This window comes from Plantactinospora sp. CNZ320 (assembly GCF_002846275.1).
Genome location: NZ_PJMP01000001.1, coordinates 1,602,406 through 1,625,259, shown reverse-complemented (window position 1 = coordinate 1,625,259; position 22,854 = coordinate 1,602,406). Strand labels below are relative to the sequence as shown.

Genomic DNA, 22,854 nt, shown 5'->3' with positions numbered 1-22,854 from the left:
GAGGTAGGACCGCCGACCACCGAGGCCGACCACCGAGCCTGCGAGGGGCGGGGGAGGGGCTGGACACCTCAGCGCAGTGAGAGCACCAGTTGCTGCGGGCGGTGGTCGGAGACGCCGTTGGTCGACCCGCCGAAGCGGTACGAGTGCACCCGGACCGCCGCCGAGACGAAGGCCCAGTCCAACCGCCACAGTCGCGGCCAGCCGGGCGCGTCCGACCAGGTCGCCGGATAGCGCGCCGAGGACGCGTACCCGGCGTCCCGGAGCCCGTCGGGCACCTTGGCCAGGTCGCCCATTGCCGGACTGGTGTTGAGGTCACCGACGACCAGTATCGGATGCGGATTGCTCGCCACGTCCCGGGCCAGCGCCCGCCACTGCGGCTCGCGCTGCGCGTGCTGCTGCCGGATCACCCGGTAGAACTCGCCGCCCAGCGGACTGTGGTCCGGCACCAACTGCACCGGCATGTGCAGGTTGTAGACCGACAGTACGCGCCCCGCCCCGAGGTCCAGGTCGGTACGCAACACCTTGTACCGCCACTGTTCCGTCGTGCCCCACAGTGGCGGTGGCATGTCCGGCGCCTCCAGCGGCAGCCGACGCAGGATCGGATGGCGGGACACTGTCACCAACTCGCCGACGACCGCGACGTGGAAACCCGGGAACTCGGTACGCAGCCGGGCCAACTCCGCCTCGCCCGGACCGGACGAGTGCTCGTACCAGTATTCCTGCAGCAGGTAGACGTCGGCGTCGGCGGCCCGGAGCAGCGCGTACAGCCCGTCGGTCTGGCCGCCCTCGTCCCAGTACCCGGTGTTCCAGCTGAAGACCCGGACCGCGTCGGGCGGGGGCGGGCCGTCACCGCCGGAGAGCCCGCGCAGGTTGAGCCCGGACAGCGGCCCGCCCAGCAGCAGCGCGGCGGCGGAGAGCAGCGCCACCGGCCGGCGCGACCGGCGACACGGCGCGGCGGCCACCGCCAGCAGCAGCGGTACGCCGAGGAAGGCCGGCGGCGGCACCGCGTCCACCGCGAGCCAAAGCCACCACCGGCCGCTGAGTATCAGGTGTGCCACGGTGAAGGCCAGCCAGAACCCTCCGGCGGCGACCAGCCCGGTGTAGAGCCACCACCGCCAGCCGCGCCGCCCCCGCCGGACCACGTCGGACGCGGGCTCTGTCCCTGCCGCAGGCTCCGCCTCGGCTGCCCGCCCTGCCTCGGCTGCCGACCCCGTCCCGGCCGGCGCGGGCAGGCCGGACTCCGAGGAGCCAAAACTGCCGGAAGCGCCGCTGCCCGGAGCGTCAACGCGCGGTGGAACGGTGCCTTCAGCGCCAGTGCCCGGTGGAACGGTGCCCGGTGGAAGGGCGCCCGCAGTGCCAACGCCCGGTGGAACGGTGCCCGGAGGGCCGGTGGGCGGCCCTCCGGGCAGCAGTCCGTCGCTGCCGGGAACGGCGACCGTCACGCCGGCCCCCGCAGCGGGGCCGGGTCGACCGGGAACGAGGCGTCGTAGAGCCGGCGGAACGTGCCGGAGGCGAGCCACTGCAGCGTGCCGGTGGCCACCCCGGCGGTGATCGTGACGTTGACCAGGAAGTGCAGCCCGGCGAAGAAGACCAGGAAGGGCACCCCGTGCCGGCGGCGGACGAAGCCGTACATGCCGGCGTCGCAGGCGAGCGAGGCGGCCAACAGCCCGGCGGGGACCACCAGCCCCCAGGGGCCGAGCAGCAGCGGCACCGCCAGCGCCGGCAGTACGCCGAACGCGGCCAGGCTGCCCCAGGCCCGCGCGGCCGTCTCGAAGCCCTGCCCGAACCGGCGGGCCCGGGCGTAGAGCGGGATCCGCAACCGTCCCCTGTGGAACAGCTTGCGCAGCAGCCCGCGCAGCTCGTGGTCGTGGTCGTGCCGGCCCCGGACCAGCGAGGTGAGCACCAACCGGTAGCGGCGGCTCAACCGGTAGCCGTAGTCGACCTCCTCGGTGTGCCGCAACCCGGGGTTGAACGGGCCGATCTCCTCGAAGACGGTCCGGCGCAGCATGCAGACGGCCGGGAAGAGGAACGACACGTCGCCTTCCGAACTGATCGACCAGTAGTGATATTGCAGGCCACGGTACCGGGCCACCGCCGTGTCGTGCAGCAGCGGCTCGGGATCCTCGATCCCGCAGACCGCGCCGATCCTCTGGTCGCCGAGGATCAGGCGTACCGCGTTCGCCACCGCGTCCGGGGCCAGCACCAGGTCCGAGTCGACGTAGCAGATCAGCTCGCCGCTGCTGTGCGCGGCGCCGATGTTGCGGGCCCGGCCGCAGCCGCCGTTGCGCCCGGTGCTCACCACCCGTACCCCGAGCGCCTCGGCCACCGCCACCGACTGGTCCGTGGAGCAGTCGTCGACCATCAGGATCTCGATGTTCGGGTACGTCTGGTCGAGGATCGACCGCAGGCACAGGTCCAGCGACTCGGCGTAGTTGTAGTTCGGCACGATCACCGAGACCAGCGGGCCGTCGCCCGGCCGCGCACCGTTGACCGTCATCGGGTCGCCACCTCCGGCCGGTCGTAGAGGCCACGGAACCGGCCCGAGGCGAGCCAGGCGGCGACTCCGGAGATCGCGGCGACCGCGATCACCAGGTTGAGGAAGAAGTGCATCGCCATGAAGTAGCCGAGGAAGATCACCCCGCGTTCCCGGCGGACGAACCGGTACATCGGCAGGTCACCGGCGAGGCAGGCGGCGAGCGCGGCGAGCGGCACCGCCAGGAACGCCGCGCCGAAGACCACCGGCAGGGCGCAGGTCAGCACGGTCAGCAGGGCGGCCACGCTGACCCAGGCGCGCGGCCCGCTGCTCAACCCGCCGGGAAACTCCGGCTTGCGGGCGTACATCGGGATGTGCAAGGCGGTGCGGGTGAAGACCTTGCGGATCAGTACGCCCAGGTCGGCGTCGTGGTCGTGCACGCCGCGCACCTTCGGCGAGAGCCAGATCTGGTACCGCTGGGCGAGCCGCATCCCGTAGTCGGCGTTCTCGGTCTCCCGCAGTCGCGGGTTGAACGGCCCGATCTCGGCGAAGACCCGGGCCGGGATCGCCAGCAGCGCGGTGTAGAGGGTGAAGATCCGCCCCTCGTCGGCGATCAGCCAGTAGGACTGCTGGAGGCAGCGGTATTCCTCAAGCAGGCTGTCCCGGACCAGCGGCACCGGATCGTAGTTGCCGCAGACCGCCCCGATCTCCGCATCGGCGCCGAGCAGTTCGACCGCGTTGGCGACCGCGTCCGGCTTGGCGGCCACGTCCGAGTCCACGAAGAAGAGGATCTCGCCGTGCGCGTTCGCCGCGCCGAGGTTGCGGGCCGCCGCCGGTCCCGAGTTGGTCGGGGTACGCAGCACGCGCGCCCCGTACGACTCGGCGACCGCCACCGAGTCGTCGGTACTACAGTCGTCGACCACGATCAGTTCCAGGTTCGGATAGTTCTGTGTCCGCAGCGCACCGAGGCAGAGCCCGAGTGCCGTGGCGTAGTTGTAGTTCGGCACGATGACCGAGACGAGCGGTGTGTTCATAGGTCCATCCAGTTCACCAGATTGGGAAAGCGGGCGCCGATTTCCGCCAGGACCAGCGTGGTGCCGATCAGGACGGCGCTGGCCACGATCATCCGGTCCCGCAGCAGCGCCCGGATCGGGTCGCCGCCGGACTGCCGGACCAGTACGGCCTGGAGGTAGCGGAACGCGGCGAGCAGGCCGAGCGGCACCACCACGGCGAGGGTGACCGGGCGCCACGGCCCGAGTGGCGCGTCGGTGTTCAGGTAGAGCAGGAACGTCGTGCTGGCCAGCGCGGTGTTCAGCCCGAGCAGGTGATCGGCGAGCAGCACGTTGTAGCCGGCCAGCGCCGGGCGATGCGCCGATCCGGCAGCGGCCAGCTCGTGTCGCCGCTTGCCGAGGATCAGCACCAGGCAGCCGGCGAAGACCGCGGTGAGCAGCAGTCCGGACGGCGCCGCCCCGGTGGCCGCGTACCCCTGGAGGACCCGCAGCACGAAGCCGGCGGCGACGACGCAGATGTCCAGCATCGGCAGGTGCTTGAGCCACCGGCTGTAGGTGATGCTGAGACAGAGGTAGCCGACAAGCGGCCACCACGGCAGGTCGGGACCGAGCAGGACCAGGCCCAGCAGCAGTCCGGCCAACCCGACCGCGAGCAGCCAGGCCACCGGTACCGGCACCAGGCCGGCGGCGACCGGCCGGTTGCGTTTTACCGGGTGGGTACGGTCCAGCCGGCGGTCGACGATGTCGTTGACGACGTAGATGGTCGACGCGGCCACCGTGAAGACCAGCACCGCCCAGCCGGTACGCAGCAGCGCCGACGCGGTCCACAGTGGTGTGTCCAGCAGCGCCAGCGGTACGGCCAGCAGGTTCTTGACCGCGTGGCCGGGGCGGGTCAGTGCCAGCAGGTGCCGGGCGAGCCGGGGGGCCGGGAGACCGCGTCCCGCCGCAGCCGGTACGGCGGGCTCGACGACCGTCTCGACGGCGGTCATCCTCGGCTCCGGTCAGAGAGAGACACCTTCGACTCCGATCAGAAGAAGATCTTCGCGAGGGAGAGCACGCCCTGCCGCCACGGGTCTCGGCTGGTCCGCCCGTCCCGGGACGGGCGCGCCAGGTGGCGCTCCGAGCGCCACCACTCGTAGGTGCGCAGGATCGCGTCCTCGTTCGACAGTTTCGGGGCGAAGCCGAGCCGGTCGACGGCCTTGTCGATGCTCACGTAGGAGTCGTGCCGGAGCTTGTGCAGCAGCCGCCCGTAGACGGGGGAGAGCCGGCTGCGCTCCAGCAGTTCCAGGGCGAACAGCGCCGGCCGGGCCGGTATCCCGACCACCCGTTTGCCGTGCCCGGCCGCGTCCAGCACCGACTGGAAGTCCTCGCGCAGGGTGCGGAACCGTTCCGCGGCCAGGTTGTAGGTGTCGTTGGCCACCTCGTCGGGCGCGGCCAGCACGGTGAACACCGCGTCGACCAGGTCGTCGACCGCGAACATCTGGATCCGTACGTCGCCCCGGCCGAGTACCGGGAAGTTCCGGCCCTCCTCGGCCCACTCGAAGAGCATCGCGAAGAGTCCCATCCGGCCCGGCCCGAGAAACGTCTTCGGGCGCAGGATCGCGACCGGGAGCCCGTCGGCCCGGTACCGTTCGACGATCTCCTCGGCGGCCGCCTTCGCCGCGCTGTACGTGTCGACCGGCTCCCGGGGGTGCTCCTCCGGGGTCGGCACCTGGCGGGGGAGTCCGTAGACGGCTGTCGACGAGACGTGCAGTACCCGGTCCACCCCGGATCTGCGGGCGGCCCGCAGCACGTTGGCGGTGCCGTCCACGATGATCGAGCGGATCTCGGCGGCCGGATAACTGGGCAGCGCCGCCGCGCAGTGCAGTACCGCCGCCGCACCGTCGGTGGCCCGCTCCATCACCCGGGGGTCCCGGATGTCGCCGACCACAGTGACGCCGGGATCCGGGCGCAGGTCCACCCCGCACACCTGGTGCCCGTCGGCGGTCAGCCGCTCGACGAGCCGGGAGCCGAGCATCCCGGCCGCCCCGGTCACGGTGATCACCACAGCGTGGACCCCACCTTCTGCGCGACGAACCGGGTGACCAGCTTGGCCAGGCCCCGCTCCAGCACCTCGCCGAGCGCGTCGCAGGCGCGCTGCACGTCGGCCGGGTCGGTGACCAGGGACGGTCCGAGGATCAGCGGGTTGCGGCCGTTGAGGGTGTAGTAGGTGAAGATGTCGTGGTCCCGGTAGAGCGCGTTGATCACCGCGCAGGTGACCAGCTTCGCCTTGAACCTCGGGTCCCGGGCCATCCCGGCGGGGGCGAGCCGGGCGACCAGGTCGAGGATCTTCGGGCCGCCGTCGATCTGTACTCCCCACAGCGCGCCCGCCCCGGCAACCCGGCCCACCGCGTCCGGGAACTCCTTGGCCAACCGCTTCAGCGCGGGTTCCAGCACCCGCTCCAGTTCGCGGGCCCGGGCCGGGTAGTCGTCCTCCACGACGATGTTGATCGCCTCCAGCGCGGTGACGCACTCCTCACCCATGCCGTAGTAGGTGGTGCTGGTGCTCTGCAACAGCGCGTCGGTGAGGTTGTCGTACGCCTTCCGGAACACCCGTTCCCGCGCCACGAATGCAGAAATCGATGACTTTCCACCGCCGAATGACTTGGATGTGGTAAGGACGTCCGGGACCAGCTCCGGATACCGCATGAAGTAGAAGAGGCTGCCGGTCTTACCCCAGCCGGTGTAGATCTCGTCGAATATGAGCACGATGTCGTGCCGGTCGCAGAGCTGGCGAATGCCACGGAGGAAGTCCTCGTCGCACCAAGTCACGGTGGAGGCGCTGAAGGGCTCGACGATGAGGGCGTAGACATCGTCCGGATGTGCCTCGACCGCCGCCCGGACGGAGTCCAGATTCCCATAGGTAAATGGAACTATGCCGGGAATGGTGGGAAAACCGAACGACGGTTGACCGGTCAGCCCACCCGAACCCAGCAGCTTTCCGTGGAACCCGCAGTCCGCCCGCAGGATCGTCCCGCGCCGGCCACCGTGGTACTTGTACGCCAGCTTCACCGCCCCCTCGACCGCCTCCGCACCCGAGTTGGGCAGGAACGACATCCGCAGGTCACCGGGGAGGAGCTGGGCCAGGTTGTGCCCGAGCGCCGCCAGGTACGGCGAGAAGTACGTCTTGTGCACCTCCATCCGCCGGGCAGCCGCGAACCGTTGCCGGGCGGCCAGGATGCGCGGATGGTTGTGACCGTGGTTGAGTACGCCCACGCCTCCGGTGAGGTCGAGGACGCGGCGGCCGTCGCGGAGCACCAGGTGTGCGCCTTCGGCGTGGTCGACCAATTCCCGGCCGAACCCGAACGAGGTCATCAGGCTGACCTGGCTCGCGTTGACGTAACGACGATAGAGGTCGTGCACCTCGCGAACGGTGAGTCGATCGCAATCGGACAGGCTGACCAGATTGGGCATGTCGTGACGCTATCGATTGGTACGGGATCTTCTCTGGATCGGTGCTGGACGCAACCTTGACTACGTAAGGCAACGCTTGCCAGTCGACAACCGACTGGATAGCTTGGTCGCGACGGAGTAGATCTCGTAATGTCAATGTCCCTGACGGTTGTCCCGCAATCCCGCTGAGGTGGGTGAACATGTCGCCGACGGTGTCGGTCATCATCCCGGTACACAACGGCTCGAAGACCCTCCGCGCCTGCCTGGCGGCCGTCTACGCGCAACGGCACCCGGTCACCGAGGTCATCGTCGTCGACGACGCCAGCACCGACGACACCCGCCAGATCGCCGCCGAGTTCCCGTGCCGGCTGCTGGTGACCGACCGCAACACCGGGCCGGCCGCCGCCCGCAACCGCGGCATCCGGGCCAGCGTCGGCGAGCTGCTCTTCTTCCTCGACTCCGACTGTGCTCCCGAGCCGGACGCCCTGGCCAACGCGCTGGAGATCCTCACCGCGCAACCCGACGTCGCCTGCGTACACGGCATCTACTCACTGCGGCCGCTGTTCGACGACGGCCCTGTCGAGGCGTACCGGCTGCTGCACGGGCACTACTGGCGGCTGCGCCACGTGGGGCGGGTCCGGACGACCCTCTTCGCGGTCTGCCTGATCCGCCGGGAGGTCTTCGCTGACGTCGGCGGATTCGACGAGCGGCTGCGCGCCTCCGAGGACGTCGAGCTCGGCGACCGGATGGGTGACCGGTACGGCATCGTGCTCACCGACACCGTGGTCTGCCGACACGACGACGACAGCCACCTGGGCCGGCTGCTGCGCAAGCAGTTCGGTCGCTCCCAGCTTCTCGTCCCGGTCGCCCGGGCCGAGCGCGGGCCGGCCGGGATCCGGGCCAACACCCCGGCGGGCCTGCTCACCGCCGCCCTGGTGCCGCTGACCCTGCCGCTCGGCCTCGCCTCTCCGGTACTGCTGGCGGTCCCGCTCGCCCTGCTGGCGCTCTTCGTCGCCGCGGACCCGGGACTGCTGCGCTTCGTGCTGCGCCGACGTGGCCCCGGCTTCACGGCCTTCTTCTACGCGGTGCACCTGCTCGTCCAGTTGACCATCGTCGCCGGTGCCGTCGTCGGAGGGCTGCGGCACCTGGTGGACCGGGACTTCGGCCCGGCCGGGGTGCCCGCCGCGAAATCGCCGCGATGAGCGGGCCGTTCGGCACCCGGACGGCGGCGCCGGTCCGGCGGAGCCCTGCGGAAGAAGCCCGGATCGAGGCCCGGACCGAAGCCGGGCGCGAACCGGTCGAGGCGGGACGGCGATGACCGCGGAACCCGGCATCCGGCGGATCTCCTGGCCGTACCTGTCCGCGCAGGCGTTGCACTACCTCTTGTTCGCGCTCCGGGCACAGCAGTTCCGCAGTCGCCGGCCGATGCTCGGGGACGGGCACCGGCCCGTCTTCGGGGTGCCGGGGCAGAGCGTGGCACTCACCGTCGACGACGGGCCGCATCCGGAGTGGACCCCCCGGATCCTGGACCTGCTCGACCGGCACCGGATCCAGGCCACCTTCTTCCTGATCGGTGCCCGGGTCGCCGAACACCCCGGGCTGGCCCGCCGGATCCGGGATGCCGGCCACCTGGTCGGCAACCACTCGATGACGCATCCGCAGCCGTTCGCCGCGCTGCCCGCGCCCCGGCTGCGTACCGAGATCGTGGCGGCGCAGCGGCGGATCGAGGATGCCGTCGGGGCCGCGCCCCGACTCTTCCGCGCACCTGGCGGCAACTGGTCGTCGGCGGTACTGCGGACCACCGCCGACCTCGGCCTGGTGCCGGTGGACTGGACGGTCAACCCGAGCGACTGGCGCAGCCCGGGAGTGGACCGGATCGTCCGGCGGCTGTCCCGGAGCCGCCCCGGGCACGTCCTGCTCTGCCACGACGGCGGCGGCGACCGGTCGCAGACCGTGGCGGCCCTGGAAACCGTACTTCCCCGGTTGCTCGACCGGGGACTGCGGTTCGTCGTACCCGGTGTCGACCGTAGGTGACGACGTGCCGTTCTGCGTACGACGACGCCGGGCAGTGTCGCCCGGCCGTGCGGGGGGAAGCAGCGATGCCTCTCTAGGGGGAAGTGAAATGTCGGAAGACGACCTGAAGATCCTGCTGCTCGGCCCGATCCGGGCCGAGCGGGGCGGTACCAACCTCTACCTGGGCACTCCACGGCAACGGGAGGTGCTCGCCGTACTCGCGCTGCGTTGCGGGATGGTGATGTCGGTGCCGCAGATCGTCGACGCGATCTGGAACGGACGCCGGCCCGATTCGGTGGAGAACATGGTGCACACCTACATCGGCCGGCTGCGCCGGGTGCTGGAGCATCCGGGCCGGCCGCCGGCACTGGCCCGGGTGCTCCGGTCCACCCGTCCGGGGTACACCCTCGACGTCCCGGCGGTCGCCGTCGACGTCACCCGGTTCGAGCACGATGTCAGGGTGGCCCGGGCGGCCCGGGCCCAGGGCGAGCTGTCCCGGGCGCTCGACTCCTTCCAGCAGGCGCTGTCCCGCTGGTCCGGTCTGGCGCTCCAGGAGGCGACGGGGCCGCTGGCCGAGGCGGAACGGATCCGCCTCACCGAGCTGCGTCAGGACGCGGTGGAGGAGGCCACCGGGGTACGCCTGCTCCTCGGCGACGTGGAGAACCTCGTCTCCGAGCTGCGCTGCATGCTCGCCGAACAGCCGATGCGGGAGCGGCTCTGGGAACTGCTGCTTGTGGTACTCGGTCAGACCTCGCGGCGGGCCGAGGCGCTCACCGCCTTCGAGGACGCCCGGGTCACCCTGGCCGACCGGCTCGGGGTGGAGCCGGGACACCGGCTCCAGGACCTGCACCGGCGGCTGCTGCGCAGTGAACCCGTCACCGTGCGGCCGTGGTGGGAGCGGCGGGTCCCGGTCTGATCCCGGCACCCGGCTCGGCGTCGCCCGACCGGACGTGACCCGGCTCGGCATGGTCCGGCCCGGCGCGATCCGGCAGGGCGCGATTCGGATCGCTCTAACCCGGTAGGGCACGATCCGGCTCGATCGCCAGCTCGGTGCGATCCGGCTCGACGGTCGGCTCGGTGCGGTCCGGGGTCGGCTCGGCGGAATCCAACCCGGCGGATCCGCCGCGCCCGGGGCCATCGGCCCGGTCACCACCCTCCCGGCCGGTGAGCACGAAGAAGGCACCGGCAGGACTGTCCCCGAGGCGCGCGGGGACCTCCTCGACGCCGAGTCCGCAGGCCCGGACGATCCGGGTGAACTCCTCGGCCGGGGCCTCGTCGTAGATCTGCACGACGATCCGGCCCCGGGGCGTGAGCATCGCGGGCAGCCGGCGCAACAGTTCGGCGGCCTCGGCCTCGGTCAGGTAGTAGACGACCTCGCGGAGCAGGATCGCGTCGTACCGTCGCGCCGTGTCGAAGGTGCGGATGTCCGCCACCTCGAACGTGGTGTCCGGCCGGCCCAGCGCCCAGGCCGCCTCGATCGCCCGGGAACTGAGGTCGACGCCGTGGTAGTGCCGGTAGCGACCCGGCGCCAGCGGCAGGTTCGCGCTGGTGCCGCAGCCGAGGTCCAGGATCGTCGGTCGGGGCGCCCAGTTCTCGATCAGCGACAGCGGCATGTCACCATCGGACATGTCGTCGAGATAGCGCCAGAATCCCAGCGCGTACTGGACGTTCCACCACACCCTGTTGACCCTGGGATTGGGTCGGATCAGCACCCGGACGGGGATCCGAATCAACCGTGCCATCGCACGGATCAGCGCATTCGACATGGTGTCACCGACATTCTCGAACGTGGACGGCATTCTCGAACTGGGAGCCTTCTCGACCTGGCAGGCATTTTCGATACAGACGCGATCGCGACGGTTTCCGGGGGACGGGTTTCCGGTCCGGCTGGGCGGTGGGGCGACCGGCGGGACCGGTTGCCGGGTCAGCCGGTCAGCGCGGGATCGGCGCCGCGCATGCCGAGCCGGCGCCGGTGGACGTACTGGGCGAGCAGCAGCCCGCCCGCGCCCACCGCGACCTCGCTGAGTGCGCAGACCAGCCGGCTGGTCAGCACCACCGGGGCGGCGACCGACACCGGCATCACGGTCGACAGCCCCACCATCAGCACGGCCTCCCGGACACCGAGCCCGTCCGGTACGACCATCACCAGCAGCCCGGCCACGGTCGCGGCGGCGAACCCGGCCACACAGACCAGGTAGGAACGCAGCGGCGGGGCGCCGGCGGTCACCGCCAGCAGCCAGAGGTGGTGCCCGGAGACCACCCAGGACAGTGACTGCGCGGTGATCGCCCGCCGGACCCCGGCCCGGGACGCGCTCACCTGCGGCGGTGGCCGGCGCAGCAGTCGCGCCGTCGCGGCGAGCCCCCGGTTGAGCAGCTCGGGGCGGGCGAAGAGCACCACCAGCGGCAGTACGGCGAGCAGCATCCAGCCGGTCGTCCGATCCAGGACCGCAGGCCCGGCCGCGAGGCCGATGGTCATCCCGGTCAGTGCCACCACCACCCAGCTGAGTCCGAAGACACCCGCCAGGCGTACCGCCCCGACGTCGATCTCCTTGCCCATCCGGAGCAGTACCGGCAGCGCGACGAACCGGCCCGGGACGAACTTGGCGAGGAACCCGACGAAGAACAGCCGGGCGGCCGTCCACCTGTCGACCGCCGCACCGAGGTCGACGAAGAGTGCCTGCCAGGAGTGGTAGCCGAGCAGCAGCCCGACCGAGTTGATCAGGAGCGCGCCGCCGAGTACCACCGCCACCTGTACCGGGTCGAGTCGCTGCGCCAGCTCGCGTACCGGTGACCAGTCCTGGTCGCGCAGAAAGAGCGTCAACCCGGCCGTCAGGGCCAGCACGAAGACCACGACCAGCAGCTGGTTGGCCCGCCGCCACCAGCCGGGCCGCCGCCCGACCGCGCGCCGTACCGCTTCGACCGCGCGCCGCACCGCCTCGACCGCCGCACCCGGGCCGGGCGGGTTGGCTGAACCGGTGGCGCCGTCCGGGCCGGGCGAGCCCGTCGAGCCGGGTGTGGGTGTCGGTGTCGGGCCGCCGGGGGCGGGTGTCGGGCCTGCCGGGCGGGTCACCGGGTCGACTCCGGGGCCAGCGGGGCGACCCGGTCGGGCCGGGGACGCCGGAGCAGGGCCCGGCCCAGCCCGAGGGCCAGCCCGGCGAACTCGGTCAGGTGGGTAAGGAACCGCATCCCGGTGGCGAAGAGCAGGAAGCCCGGCCCGCGCTGCCGGAGGGCGAACCCGAGCAGCGCCCGATCCGCGGCGAGGAAGGCCGCAAGCCCGGCCAGCGGCACCGGCAACAGCCACGGCGACCAGGCGACCAGCGGCGACCCGGCCACCGTGAGGGCGCTGCCGAGCAGCCCGACGACCGAGCCGAGGTCGATCCGGTGCGGTGCCCGCCGCTCGGCGGCATCCACATCGGACTTTGCAGGCTCCGGGGCCCAACGGGCCGCGACGACCGCTCCGGCGTACGTCCGGGCTCGGCGGAAGTGCTCCGACAGGTACGGCCCCAGCCGGTCGACGTCGTCGTGCCGACCCAGCACCCGGTCGCTGGTGCGGATCTCGTACGACGCCGGCAGGCGGGTGCCGAACTCGACGTCCTCGGCGTCACGCAGTCGCTCGTCGAATCCGCCCACCAGCTCGAAGACGTCCCGGGGGACGGCGGTGAGGGCGAACACGGTCATCGAGGTGACCCCGACGTCGCGGCGCCGCCAGAAGTGCTCGAACAGCGTCTTGTAGGACTCGACCGGCCCGTCCGCGAAGAGCGGCGTCAGATCGTAGATCCCCTGCACGACGCCGCAGCCCGGATGAGCCCGCAACTCCGCCACCGCCCCGGCCACCGCGTCGGGGGCCAGCGCGATGTCCGAGTCGACGAAGAAGAGCAGGTCGCCGCCGGCTCGGGCGGCACCGGCGTTACGGGCCGCCGAGACGCCCCGGTTCTGTGGAAACGCCAGCACGGTGCAGGGAAACTCGGCCGCGATCTGCCGGGACCGGTCGGTACTCGCGTCGTCGACGACGATCACCTCGGTCGCCGGGTGCGTCTGCGCGTAGATCGCCGCCAGACAGGCCCGGAGAGTCTTTTCCTTGTTGTAGTTCGGAACGATGACCGACACCCGCGCGAATCGCGGGTCGACGGTGTGGTCGAGTGAGGACAATGTGCCTGGTCACCCCCTTTTTCCCGGCGGGCCGGTAAACGGTAGCAACCGGCGTACCGCCATTTCTGGAACCGGCCTGGATTACCGAGTGCGACGGCGACGGGCGCTCGGTGAATGGTCGGTGGCGCCTGGCGAATGGACGGCGGAGCTTGGCGATTGCGCGGCGGCGGCCGGGACGCGGGGCGACCCGGCTGCGCGCCTGACGGTCGCTACCGGTCGGAGCGTAAGCGAACCGTAAGGGCCGCTCCGCAGAGTGGGTGACGGCGGGGCGGCGGCAGGGGCGGCCGGATCGCCGGACATCGAAGGAGAGGACAGCTACCGTGAGATCTTCGACAGCACGCGGCTTCGCGGCGGCCGTGATGGTGGCGGCGGCCGTACTGGCGGTGCCGGGCGGCGCCGCCGGGGCGGCCGGGCCGGTGGACTGGTCGGCCGCCTGGGCGACCGGCGTGCACCACCCGGTTCCGGGCAACGATTGGGACGGGCCGAACTGGTCGGTCGACGGCTTCAGCGGCGAGTCGATACGTCAGGTGGTGAGGGTCAGCGCAGGCGGCTCCCGGCTGCGGGTCCGGCTTTCGAACCGGTACGGCAGCCAGCCGCTGCGGCTGACCGGTGCGACCGTCGGCGGCTCCGGCGGCGGCGCCAGCGTCCAACCCGGTACGCTGCGCCCGCTCACCTTCGGGCACCGGGCGTCGGTGACCGTCCCGGTCGGGGTTGAGGTGGTCTCCGACCCGGTCCGGTTCGGAGTCGCGGCGCTGGACCGGCTGGCCGTTACCTTCTACTTCGCCGACGCCACCGGGCCGGCCACGTTCCACCAGGGCGGCCTCACCACCAGCTACCGTGCCACCGGCGACCGTCGTTCGGATCCCGGCGCCGAGGCGTTCGGCGGTGACACCAGCCACTCGTGGTACTACCTGACCGGCGTCGACGTCTCCGGGCCGGCTCCCCGACCGGCCGGCAGGGACGGCTCCGACGGCCGGACCGCCGCCCGGAGCACGGCAGCTACCCGGGGCACGACAGCCGCCCGGGGCACCGTTGTCGCGTTCGGCGACTCGCTCACCGACGGCTACGGCAGCACCCCGGGAGCCGACAACCGGTACCCGGACCAGTTGGCCGAGCGGCTCTCCGCCCAGGGTGTGCGTCTGGGCGTGGTCAACCTCGGGATCAACGGCAACAAGCTGCTTGCCGACTCGCCCTGCTACGGCGAGCGGGGAGTGACCCGGTTCCACCGGGACGCGCTCGGCCAGCCGGGCGTACGGACCGTGGTCGTCCTGCTCGGCACGAACGACATCGGCGGGGGCGGCTTCCCGGACTTCGGCTGCGGCGTCTCGCCGGTGGTCACCGCCGCCGAGGTCGTCGACGGACACCGGTCACTGGTCCGGGCCGCGCACCGGCGGGGGATCCAGGTGGTCGGGTTGACGATGCCGCCGTGGAAGGGGGCGTTCGGCTACGACACCCCGGCGAACGAGGCGGTCCGGGACCAGGTGAACGACTCGCTCCGGGCAGGTGTCGGGTACGACGCCCTGGTCGACCTGGACCGGCTCCTCGCCGACCCGGCGGACCCGGACGCACTGCGACCGGAGTACGACGCCGGTGACCGGCTGCACGTCAACGACGCGGGGGCGGACCTGATCGCGACCGCGCTCGCCCGAGCCCTGCGCTGACCCGGGCCCGCATTTCACAGGAGGGACGAACGATGACCGAGTCCATGCTCGACGAGCATGTCCGAACCACCTACTCGACCGAACACCAGGCCATCATCGGGGTGCTGCGTGACCTGATGGCGGAGGCCGCACCGGGTGCGCGGGAGGTGATCAGCAGCGGGTCGCTCGCCTGGCGGGGAGAGCGGATCCTGGCGATCCTCAGCCCGAGCCGGACCCACCTCACCTTCGCCTTCGGGCGGGGAGCGGAGTTCACCGACCCGCACGGCCTGCTGGCCGGGGTGGGCAAGACCACCCGACACGTCAAGATCAAAAAGCCGGAGGCGGTGCCCGTCGACGCGCTGCGCGACTACATCCGGCAGGCGGTGACGCTGGACGGGCGGTGAGCCGCCCTCGGCCGGGGCGGCGGTGCGGATCGCCACGACCGGGCCGCCGCACGCCAGCTCACCGCCGCCGCACGCCAGCACACCGCAGCGCACGGCAGCACCGCAGCACCGCAGCACGCCGGCACCGCCGCACCGAGCGTGCGGCGGTGCCGGCGTCTATTCGCTGTTCGGCCGGTCACAATGGCGGCCAGGCGTTGGCCAACAGTTGCCGGAAGTGCGGCGGGAACCACTCGCCGACCGCCGGGGCGTTCTGCATGGCCCCGCTGGTGACGGTGGGGAAGAGGTGCGGGCGGTACGTCGGGTCGCACATCGGCTCGTACGGCCGGTTCGCCCCGAGTACGTCACTGGCCCCGTCGGACTCCCCGGGCGGCTTGATCCAGGCGTACGCGTCGATGCCCGGCCTCGGAGCCGCGACCGGCCGCTCGCCGAGTCCGGCGCCGACCTGGTTGCACCAGTTGCCGAGGTAGCCGCGCCGGTCGGTCCGGCCCGCCTCGACATACTCCTCGGCACTGGTGGCCGGACCGGGGCCGGTGGGCCGGTTCGGGCCACCCCAGCCGTTGCGCGAGGTGTCGACGAGCATGCCGACCTGCGCGGAGAAGCCGACCGCGACCAGCCGTTGGCGCAGTTGCTGGGCGTAGGGCAGCTCGTCGACGTACCGGTTGCCGGCGATCCACGGGGTGTCCCGGACCGGTTGGCCCTGCACCACGTCGTCGACGTCGAGGTACGGCTCGCGCAGCACCGAGTAGTTCGCCACGTTGACCGCGAAGCCGTGCACGGCCGAGGGGGTGCTGCCGGCTGTGGTGGCGGCCTGGTACAGCAGCGACGCCGTCGCGGCACCGTCACCGGACCACCCGAGCTGGCCGTGGTGGCTGGCGTCCAGGTAGGCGTAGACGTTGGGCAGGGCGGCCAGCCGGGCGAGCGCGTACCCGATGCCGGCCAGGTAGCTGCCCTGGGCCTTGACCTGGTCGCAGCCGAAGGTCGCGGCCGGCCGGGGCGAGGTGTGGGTGACGAGGTTCGGCAGCGAGTTCGGCTCGACGACGGTGACGATCCGCAGGTTCGCGTAACCCGGGTCGGCGAGGATCGCGACGATCGGGTCGATGAACTCGCTCCGGTACCTGTCGAGTTCGCCGATGGCCAGCTCGCCGTAGCTGACCCGGCGGTTGCAGTCCCGCCCGGGCAGGTCGTAGAGGGTCAGCTGCACCAGGCCGGCGCCCTGGGCCAGCGCGGCGTCCAGGTGGGCGCGTAACCCCATCCGTCCCGGCGTACCGGTGATGGCGGCGATCCGGTCCAGCCAGATCGCGGTCGGCTGGTTGGCGACGGCGGCGCCGCCCGGTTCGGCGCCGGCCCGTGCCGACCACTCCGGGTTGACGTACGCCGTGACGCCGAGGTAGGGGTTGTCGACCCGGACCGAGTGCCGGGGCCGGTCGCCGTCCCCGGCGGCTTCCGGCCGCCGATCGGGGTCGACGGGGAATCCGGTGCCGGCGTGCGCCGGCGCGGCGACCGATCCGGCCAGCAGGGCCAGCGTGGTCAGCGCGGGCAGCAGGGCCAGCGCGGTCAGGGCCCGGTGGGGCCCCTCCGACGCGGGTACAGACAGCCGTAGTCTCATGATTCGCTCACCCCACGATCCGACCACCCACGGGCCAGGAATCGATGACTATGAATTGATAGTACTACCCGTCCACCCGGAATGCCGCTGCCCGACCGGTCAGCCCGGGGTGCGGCCGACGGCGTACCGGAACGCGTTGTCGAGCCGGTAGCTCCCGTCCGGCTGCCGGAACGGGCGAGCGGCGTCGCGCACCGTCGGCCCGGTGGCGGCGATGGTCGCCGGATCCTCGCCCAGCAGTACGCCACGGACCAGCGCGTCGTCGTCCGGGGCGTACCAGGGGACCGGGACCAACCCTGCGGCCACCACGTCGAGCCCGCCCTCGACGAGCAACCGCTCCAGCCCACCCGGCTCCCGCAGTTCGCCGTCCGGCGGCAGGTCCTCGCCGGCGGCGTCCGCCAGCACCCGCTCGACCACGTCCAGGTCGTTGTGCCGCCCCTCCGCCCAGTTGGCGATCGCGACCAGGCCGCCGGGCCGGGTGACCCGGACGAACTCGGCCAGTGCGTCCAGGGTGTCCTCGGCGAACTGCACGGCGTTGACCGAGGTCACCAGGTCGAAGGTGTGGTCCGGCCAGGGCAGCCGTCCGGCGTCGCCGAGCCGGAGGTCGGCGGCCGGTACCCGGGACCGGGCCAGCGCCAGCATGCCGGGCGCCGGATCCAGCCCGGCGGTCGCCGCGCCCAGCCGGTCGAGGTAACCGAGCAGGTCACCCCCGCCGCAACCGACGTCGAGCACCCGGGAACCGGGGCCGATCCCGGCGGTCTCCGCCACCGCCCGCCAGACCGGCTCCGTGAAGCCGCCCCACAGTTGCGCCCAACCCGCCGCCACCGCCGACCAGCGGTCCGGATCCGCCCCGTCCACCTGCGTCTCCCCGGCCGGGCTCAACCGTCGCGCTGGTCGCGGCCGACCTCGCGATCCCGGCGTACCGTCGCCTTGCGGCCCTTGATGGTGCTCTGCCGCAGCCTGGCGATCACCTCGTTCGCCGCCGACCTCGGCACCTCCACCAGCGAGAACCGGTCGGCGATCTCGATCGAGCCGATCTGCCGGCCGCTGACCTCGGTCTCGCCGGTGATCGCCCCGACCAGGTCCTGCGGGCGGATCCCGGCCCGCCGGCCGACCCCGATGAACAGGCAGGCCATGTCACCGGAGCGCGGCCGGGCGCCGCGCCGGTCGTCCCGGCCGCCGTCCCGGCCACCGTCGCGCCGGGTCCGGCCGTCCCGATCGGCCCGGAACGCCACCTGCGGGATGTCCTCCTCCTCGTCGACCGGACCGCCGGCCGACTCGTGCGCCAACTTCACCGCCGCCAGCGCCACCTCCATCACGTCGAACTCGTCGGTGAGGGTCTCCACGATCACCCGGAACGGGTCGAGGTCGTCCTCCAGCAGGCTCTCGTGCAGCGCCGCCCGGGTCATCTCCAGCCGCCGGGTCCGCAGGTCGGCCACGGTCGGGATCTTGTCGATCGAGATCCGCTGCCCGGTGGTCCGCTCGATGGTCTTGAGCATCCGGTGCTCGCGGGGCTCGGCCAGGGTGATCGCCACCCCCTGCCGCCCGGCCCGGCCGACCCGGCCGATCCGGTGCACGTACGACTCCGGAGCGGACGGCACGTCGTAGTTGACCACGTGGGTGAGCTGCTCGATGTCCAGCCCCCGGGCCGCCACGTCGGTCGCCACCAGCAGGTCGGCGGTACCGGCCCGGAGCCGGCCCATCACCCGGTCCCGCTGCTCCTGCGTCATCCCGCCGTGCAACGCCTCGGCCCGGTAGCCGCGACCGTTCATGGTCTCGGTGAGCCGGTCGACCTCCTCCCGGCTGCGGCAGAAGACGATCGCCGCGGTCGGCGCCTCGACGTCGAGTACCCGGCCGAGCGCGGCCGGTTTGTGCGCCCGGGCGACCACGTACGCGGTCTGCCGGACCAGCGGGGCGGTGCCGGTGGGGGTGGGCTGCCGGCCGATCTCGATCCGGGCCGGGTCCCGCAGGTACTGCCGGGCCATCCCGTCGATCCGGGCCGGCATGGTGGCGGAGAAGAGTACTGTCTGCCGCTGCTCGGGCACGTGTTGCAGGATCGCCTCGATGTCCTCGGCGAACCCCATGTCGAGCATCTCGTCCGCCTCGTCCAGCACCACGGTGACGAGGCCGTCGAGGCGCAGTGTGCCCCGGGCGATGTGGTCCAGTGCCCGTCCCGGGGTGGCCACCACCACGTCGATCCCGCCGTCCAGTGCCCGCAGTTGCCGGGCGATCGGCTGGCCGCCGTAGATCGGCAGCACCCGTACGCCGAGGTCGCGGCCGTACCGGTGGATCGCCTCGGAAACCTGCACCGCCAGCTCCCGGGTCGGCACCAGGATCAGTGCCACCGGCGCACCGGAGCGTTCTCCCTCCGGCAGCCGGTGCAGCAGCGGCAGCGCGAACGCGGCGGTCTTCCCGGTCCCGGTGGCGGCCTGGCCGAGCAGGTCCTGGCCGGCCAGCAGGGGCGGGATGGCGGCCCGCTGGATGGCGGTCGGCTCCTCGTAGCCGAGTGTGCCGAGCGCGTCCAGGAGCTCGCTTCGCAGCCCGAGATCGGCGAAGGTGCCGGAGCCGTCGTCGGCGTCGTCCGGGCTGGTGTTGACAGGCGGAGCGGGTGGTGCGCTGTCGGAACTCATGCCTATCAGCTTTTCACCACGCCGAACCGGCCGCTGCGGCGACCGGCCGATCCCGGGCCGTGCGCCGCTCGCCGGTCAGCGCACGGACCGGCTCCGGGGCCAGCCGTTCAGCGCCGGGAACTGGCGTAGGTACCGTTCGCAGGCGAGGCCGAAATCGTCGTCGGGCGGCGGAGGCAGCCGGGTCGCGGCGACGAACCGGCGTGGGTCGGTCGGCCCGGGCCGGAGCATCCGGATCTCCTCGTCGAGGAACTCGCCTCCGGTCAGCTCGGCGGCGGCCAGCGCCAGGGCCGTGGCCACCACGACGCCGACGCAGGTGCGGTACGGGCTGAACACGGCCTGTATTCCGAAACCAACCTCGGGCAGGTGGTCGATGACCATCAGCCACACCCCGTCGCCACTGGCCGGGACGTCGAGCTCGTAGTGCAGCGCGCCGGGGCTGGTGGCGGACTCGGCCGGGATCGGGTCTCCGATGCTGGTAGCGGCCAACTCGGCGGGGTCGAGGCACCGCCCGGGATCGACCCGCTGCCCCTGGACGTACCGCCGGTCCGCGACGAGGTCCAGCTCGGGCGTGGGTACCGGGCCGAGCAGTTTGGCCAGGGTGTGCCGGGTACCGGCCAGCAGGGCGGCGAGCGTGGTGGGCCGGGCCAGCGTGGCGGCGAGGTCGACGGACACTCCGGAACGGTAGCCGGCGGTCGTGCGTCGCGGGGTGTCGACCAGGCGAGGCACGCTCCGCCACCTGGTCGACCGCGGGTGGCGGGCGCGGCCCGGCGTCGCAACGCCCCGCCGGACCGCTCTCCGGGCACCCGCCGGACCGCCCTTCGGCTCCTGTCCTCGCGCCGGGGTTCAGCCGGTGAAGAACTCGACCAGCACCGGGGCGAGCGTCTCGGCGGGTACGCCGTGCCACCCACCGGGCAGGCTGCGGCGCGTACCGTTCGGCAGCGCCCCGACGAGCGTGCCCGACATGTCGGTGAGATCCTCGCTGCTGCCCTGGCTGTCGAGTACCAGGGTGGGCACCGTGACCGAACTGACCAGCGGCAGCGACATCGTGTCGGAGAGCGTGCAGTCGTAGACCAGGGTGTGTGCCACGGCCTCCAACGCCGCCCGGACCTCGGGGGCCATCTCGTCGACGATCTCGTCCGGGACGCCGATACCCCGGTGGAAGTACTCCACCGCCTCGCGACGTTGACCGGCCCGGACGAGCTTGTCGAGGGCGAGGGTGAACTCGCTCGGGCCGCTGGGCGTCTCGGTGGGCACGATCGGCGCCTCGAAGAGCGCAAGCCGGGGGATGGGCAGCCCGCTGGCGGCGGCGTGCAGGGCGAGCAGCGCGCCTGACGACATCCCGTACACGAACGCCGACCCGCCGGCCGCGGCGATCACCGCGGCGAGGTCCTCGACCTCCCGCTCGACCGCGTACGGCAGGGTGTCGCCGCTGCCACCCCGGCCGCGCCGATCGTAGACGTACACAGTGAAGTGGTTCGCCAGCAGTTCCACGGGGGCGGGAAGTGCGCGGAACCCCGAGTAGTTGCCGGCGGCGTCCACCACCACCAGCGCCGGCCCGGTGCCGGTCCGCTCGTAACCGAGGACGGTACCGTCCCGAGAGGTCAGCTTGGCTGATCCGGACATTTCATTCTCCTTCGTTCGACGGGACACGGAGTCGTCCCGGGAAGTGGTCGAACGCGTCACAGCGGAATCGACATCGTGACCCGGTAACCTGCAGAGTCCCGCGCGCAGAGGAGGCGGCACGATGCGGTACGTCTGCCTGATCTACGCCGACGAGAGCCGGTACGCCGAGATGTCGCAGGGCGAGATCGACGCGCTGATCGACGAAACCACCGCGCTTACCGAGGAACTCGAGGCGAACGGCCGACTCCTGGTCGGGCACGCGCTGGAACACGTCGCTGGGGCCCGTACCGTGCGGGTGCGCGACGGCCGGCTCTCCGTCACCGACGGCCCGTTCACGGAGACCAACGAGCAGCTCGGTGGCTTCCTGTTGATCGAGGCCCGGGATCTCGCGGAGGCGACCGCGATCGCCGGCCGGATCCCGGGGGTCAGCATGGGCAGTGTCGAGGTACGCCCCGTCATCGACCTGATGCGGGAGCATTCGGCGGGATGACTCCGACCGCCAGGACCACCGGCTCCACCGGGCTCGCCGGCCCTGCCGGCACTGACGGTCCCGCCGGCACTGACGGTCCCGACAGCGTCTCCGGCGGGCCGGGGGGCGGGCGCCCGGACGGGGTGGTCGGGCGGATCGAGACGCTCTACCGGACCGAGTCGCGCCGGGTGCTGGCCACCCTGATCCGGTTGCTGGGCGACTTCGACCTCGCCGAGGAGGCCCTACAGGACGCCTTCGCCGTCGCCGTCGAACGCTGGTCCCGGGATGGCGTGCCGGACCGGCCGGGCGCTTGGCTGGTCTCGACCGGGCGGTTCCGGGCGATCGACCGACTGCGCCGCCGCGCCCGGTTCGACGCGCTCCTCGCCGACCTGGCCGGGCAGCTCGACGCGCAGGCCGCGCCGGGGGAGCCGGACCTGCCCGACGACTCGGACCTGCCCGACGACCGGCTGCGGTTGATCTTCACCTGCTGTCATCCGGTACTGCCGCCGGACGCCCAGGTGGCGATGACCCTGCGTGAGGTGTGTGGGCTCAGCACCGAGGAGATCGCCCGGGCCTTCCTCACCCGGCCGTCCACCGTCGCCCAGCGGATCGTACGGGCCAAGGCGAAGATCCGGCAGGCCCGGATCCCGTACGAGGTGCCTGCCCCGGCCGAGCTGCCGGAGCGGCTGGAGATGGTGCTGCGCGTCGTCTACCTGGTCTTCACCGAGGGGTACGCCTCCGCCTCCGGAAACTCTGTCGTCCGGGCCGAGTTGGTCGACGAGGCGATCCGGCTCGGTCGCCTGCTCGCCGACCTGCTCCCCGAACCGGAGGTGCTGGGTCTGCTGGCGCTGATGCTGCTCCAGGACTCCCGTCGGGCGGCCCGCACCTGCACCGAGGGTGAACTGGTGCTGCTGCCCGAACAGGACCGCTCCCGGTGGGATCGGGCCCGGATCGCCGAGGGAGTCGTACTGCTGCGCAGGGTGAACTCCACCGGGCAGGTCGGCCCGTACGCCCTCCAGGCGGCCGTCGCACTGGTTCACGCGGCGGCACCGAACGCCGCAGCCACCGACTGGGCCCGGATCGTCCGCCTCTACGACCTGCTGCTCAACGTCGACCCGTCCCCGGTGGTGGAGCTGAACCGGGCGGTGGCGGTGGCGATGCGGGACGGCGCGTCGACGGGACTGGCGCTGGTCGACGCCGTGCTGGCGGGCGGGCGGCTCGACGGCTACCACCTGGCGTACGCGGCCCGGGCCGACCTGCTGCGCCGGTTGGGGCGTACCGACGAGGCCCGGCGCGCGTACCGGCGGGCGCTGGAACTGACCCGACCGGGACCGCAGCGCCGGTTCGTCGAACGACGGCTGCGGGAGCTCGCGTACGGGACCGACGAGTAAGCGTCACCGCCTCGCGT

At 72.3% G+C, this 22,854-nt stretch carries 21 protein-coding genes; 7 read left to right on the top strand and 14 right to left on the bottom strand.

What is annotated here, in order from left to right:
- Positions 1–68: 68 nt before the first annotated feature.
- The 6 genes from CLT71_RS07060 to CLT71_RS07035 form a co-directional block, all read right to left on the bottom strand.
- Positions 69–1,142 (bottom strand): endonuclease/exonuclease/phosphatase family protein, encoded by a 1,074-nt coding sequence (locus CLT71_RS07060; protein ID WP_101366397.1) that lies wholly within the window; start codon positions 1,140–1,142, stop codon positions 69–71.
- A gap of 296 nt (positions 1,143–1,438) precedes the next feature.
- Positions 1,439–2,497 (bottom strand): glycosyltransferase family A protein, encoded by a 1,059-nt coding sequence (locus tag CLT71_RS07055; RefSeq protein WP_101366396.1) that lies wholly within the window; start codon positions 2,495–2,497, stop codon positions 1,439–1,441.
- Positions 2,494–3,507, bottom strand: coding sequence for a glycosyltransferase family 2 protein (locus CLT71_RS07050; protein ID WP_101366395.1), 1,014 nt, complete (start codon positions 3,505–3,507; stop codon positions 2,494–2,496). Before CLT71_RS07050 ends, CLT71_RS07055 begins: the two co-directional genes overlap by 4 nt.
- Positions 3,504–4,472 (bottom strand): UbiA prenyltransferase family protein, encoded by a 969-nt coding sequence (locus CLT71_RS07045; protein WP_101366394.1) that lies wholly within the window; start codon positions 4,470–4,472, stop codon positions 3,504–3,506. Before CLT71_RS07045 ends, CLT71_RS07050 begins: the two co-directional genes overlap by 4 nt.
- Positions 4,473–4,510: 38 nt before the next feature.
- Positions 4,511–5,530, bottom strand: a complete 1,020-nt coding sequence (locus CLT71_RS07040) for an NAD-dependent epimerase/dehydratase family protein (RefSeq protein WP_101366393.1) — start codon at positions 5,528–5,530, stop codon at positions 4,511–4,513.
- Positions 5,524–6,837 carry an aspartate aminotransferase family protein gene (locus CLT71_RS07035; protein ID WP_486483657.1) on the bottom strand — a complete coding sequence of 438 codons (1,314 nt, stop codon included), beginning with the start codon at positions 6,835–6,837 and terminating at the stop codon, positions 5,524–5,526. Before CLT71_RS07035 ends, CLT71_RS07040 begins: the two co-directional genes overlap by 7 nt.
- A gap of 278 nt (positions 6,838–7,115) precedes the next feature.
- Between CLT71_RS07035 and CLT71_RS07030 the strand changes: the two genes are divergently transcribed.
- From CLT71_RS07030 to CLT71_RS07020, 3 genes are all read left to right on the top strand, one after another.
- The gene (locus CLT71_RS07030) at positions 7,116–8,117 is read left to right on the top strand and encodes a glycosyltransferase family A protein (RefSeq protein ID WP_101366391.1); all 1,002 of its coding nucleotides are present in this window, start codon (positions 7,116–7,118) and stop codon (positions 8,115–8,117) included.
- Between the two features lie 112 nt (positions 8,118–8,229).
- Positions 8,230–8,949 (top strand): polysaccharide deacetylase family protein, encoded by a 720-nt coding sequence (locus CLT71_RS07025; RefSeq protein ID WP_486483105.1) that lies wholly within the window; start codon positions 8,230–8,232, stop codon positions 8,947–8,949.
- Between the two features lie 88 nt (positions 8,950–9,037).
- A complete protein-coding gene (locus tag CLT71_RS07020; protein WP_101366390.1) occupies positions 9,038–9,844 on the top strand; it encodes an AfsR/SARP family transcriptional regulator in 807 nt (268 codons plus the stop codon).
- 94 nt (positions 9,845–9,938) lie between these two features.
- Here the strand turns inward: CLT71_RS07020 and CLT71_RS07010 are convergent, their stop codons facing one another.
- From CLT71_RS07010 to CLT71_RS07000, 3 genes are all read right to left on the bottom strand, one after another.
- A complete protein-coding gene (locus CLT71_RS07010; protein WP_158242190.1) occupies positions 9,939–10,670 on the bottom strand; it encodes a class I SAM-dependent methyltransferase in 732 nt (243 codons plus the stop codon).
- A 182-nt stretch (positions 10,671–10,852) separates the two neighbouring features.
- On the bottom strand, positions 10,853–11,998 hold the full coding sequence (locus tag CLT71_RS07005; protein WP_101366388.1) for a lysylphosphatidylglycerol synthase domain-containing protein: 1,146 nt from the start codon (positions 11,996–11,998) through the stop codon (positions 10,853–10,855).
- On the bottom strand, positions 11,995–13,035 hold the full coding sequence (locus CLT71_RS07000) for a glycosyltransferase family 2 protein (protein ID WP_486483104.1): 1,041 nt from the start codon (positions 13,033–13,035) through the stop codon (positions 11,995–11,997). Before CLT71_RS07000 ends, CLT71_RS07005 begins: the two co-directional genes overlap by 4 nt.
- 362 nt (positions 13,036–13,397) lie before the next feature.
- Here CLT71_RS07000 and CLT71_RS06995 point away from each other — a divergent pair, with 362 nt between their 5' ends.
- Positions 13,398–14,738 (top strand): SGNH/GDSL hydrolase family protein, encoded by a 1,341-nt coding sequence (locus CLT71_RS06995; protein WP_486483103.1) that lies wholly within the window; start codon positions 13,398–13,400, stop codon positions 14,736–14,738.
- Between the two features lie 32 nt (positions 14,739–14,770).
- Positions 14,771–15,121, top strand: a complete 351-nt coding sequence (locus tag CLT71_RS06990) for a DUF1801 domain-containing protein (RefSeq protein ID WP_101366385.1) — start codon at positions 14,771–14,773, stop codon at positions 15,119–15,121.
- Positions 15,122–15,296: 175 nt separating this feature from the next.
- On the opposite strand, the gene CLT71_RS06985 is transcribed toward CLT71_RS06990, so the two are convergent.
- The 5 genes from CLT71_RS06985 to CLT71_RS06965 form a co-directional block, all read right to left on the bottom strand.
- On the bottom strand, positions 15,297–16,727 hold the full coding sequence (locus CLT71_RS06985) for a glycoside hydrolase family 6 protein (protein WP_101366384.1): 1,431 nt from the start codon (positions 16,725–16,727) through the stop codon (positions 15,297–15,299).
- A 99-nt stretch (positions 16,728–16,826) separates the two neighbouring features.
- Positions 16,827–17,582 carry a class I SAM-dependent methyltransferase gene (locus CLT71_RS06980; RefSeq protein ID WP_101371222.1) on the bottom strand — a complete coding sequence of 252 codons (756 nt, stop codon included), beginning with the start codon at positions 17,580–17,582 and terminating at the stop codon, positions 16,827–16,829.
- Between the two features lie 20 nt (positions 17,583–17,602).
- Positions 17,603–19,354, bottom strand: coding sequence for a DEAD/DEAH box helicase (locus tag CLT71_RS06975; protein ID WP_101366383.1), 1,752 nt, complete (start codon positions 19,352–19,354; stop codon positions 17,603–17,605).
- A 75-nt stretch (positions 19,355–19,429) separates the two neighbouring features.
- Complete coding sequence (locus tag CLT71_RS06970) at positions 19,430–20,026, bottom strand: hypothetical protein (RefSeq protein ID WP_143743387.1); 597 nt, start codon at positions 20,024–20,026, stop codon at positions 19,430–19,432.
- A gap of 171 nt (positions 20,027–20,197) precedes the next feature.
- The gene (locus CLT71_RS06965) at positions 20,198–20,977 is read right to left on the bottom strand and encodes an alpha/beta hydrolase (RefSeq protein ID WP_101366381.1); all 780 of its coding nucleotides are present in this window, start codon (positions 20,975–20,977) and stop codon (positions 20,198–20,200) included.
- A gap of 121 nt (positions 20,978–21,098) precedes the next feature.
- Between CLT71_RS06965 and CLT71_RS06960 the strand changes: the two genes are divergently transcribed.
- Both CLT71_RS06960 and CLT71_RS06955 read left to right on the top strand, forming a co-directional pair.
- On the top strand, positions 21,099–21,467 hold the full coding sequence (locus CLT71_RS06960; protein WP_101366380.1) for a YciI family protein: 369 nt from the start codon (positions 21,099–21,101) through the stop codon (positions 21,465–21,467).
- Positions 21,464–22,837, top strand: a complete 1,374-nt coding sequence (locus tag CLT71_RS06955; protein WP_101366379.1) for an RNA polymerase sigma factor — start codon at positions 21,464–21,466, stop codon at positions 22,835–22,837. The genes CLT71_RS06960 and CLT71_RS06955 overlap by 4 nt, the downstream gene beginning before the upstream one ends.
- Positions 22,838–22,854: the final 17 nt, after the last annotated feature.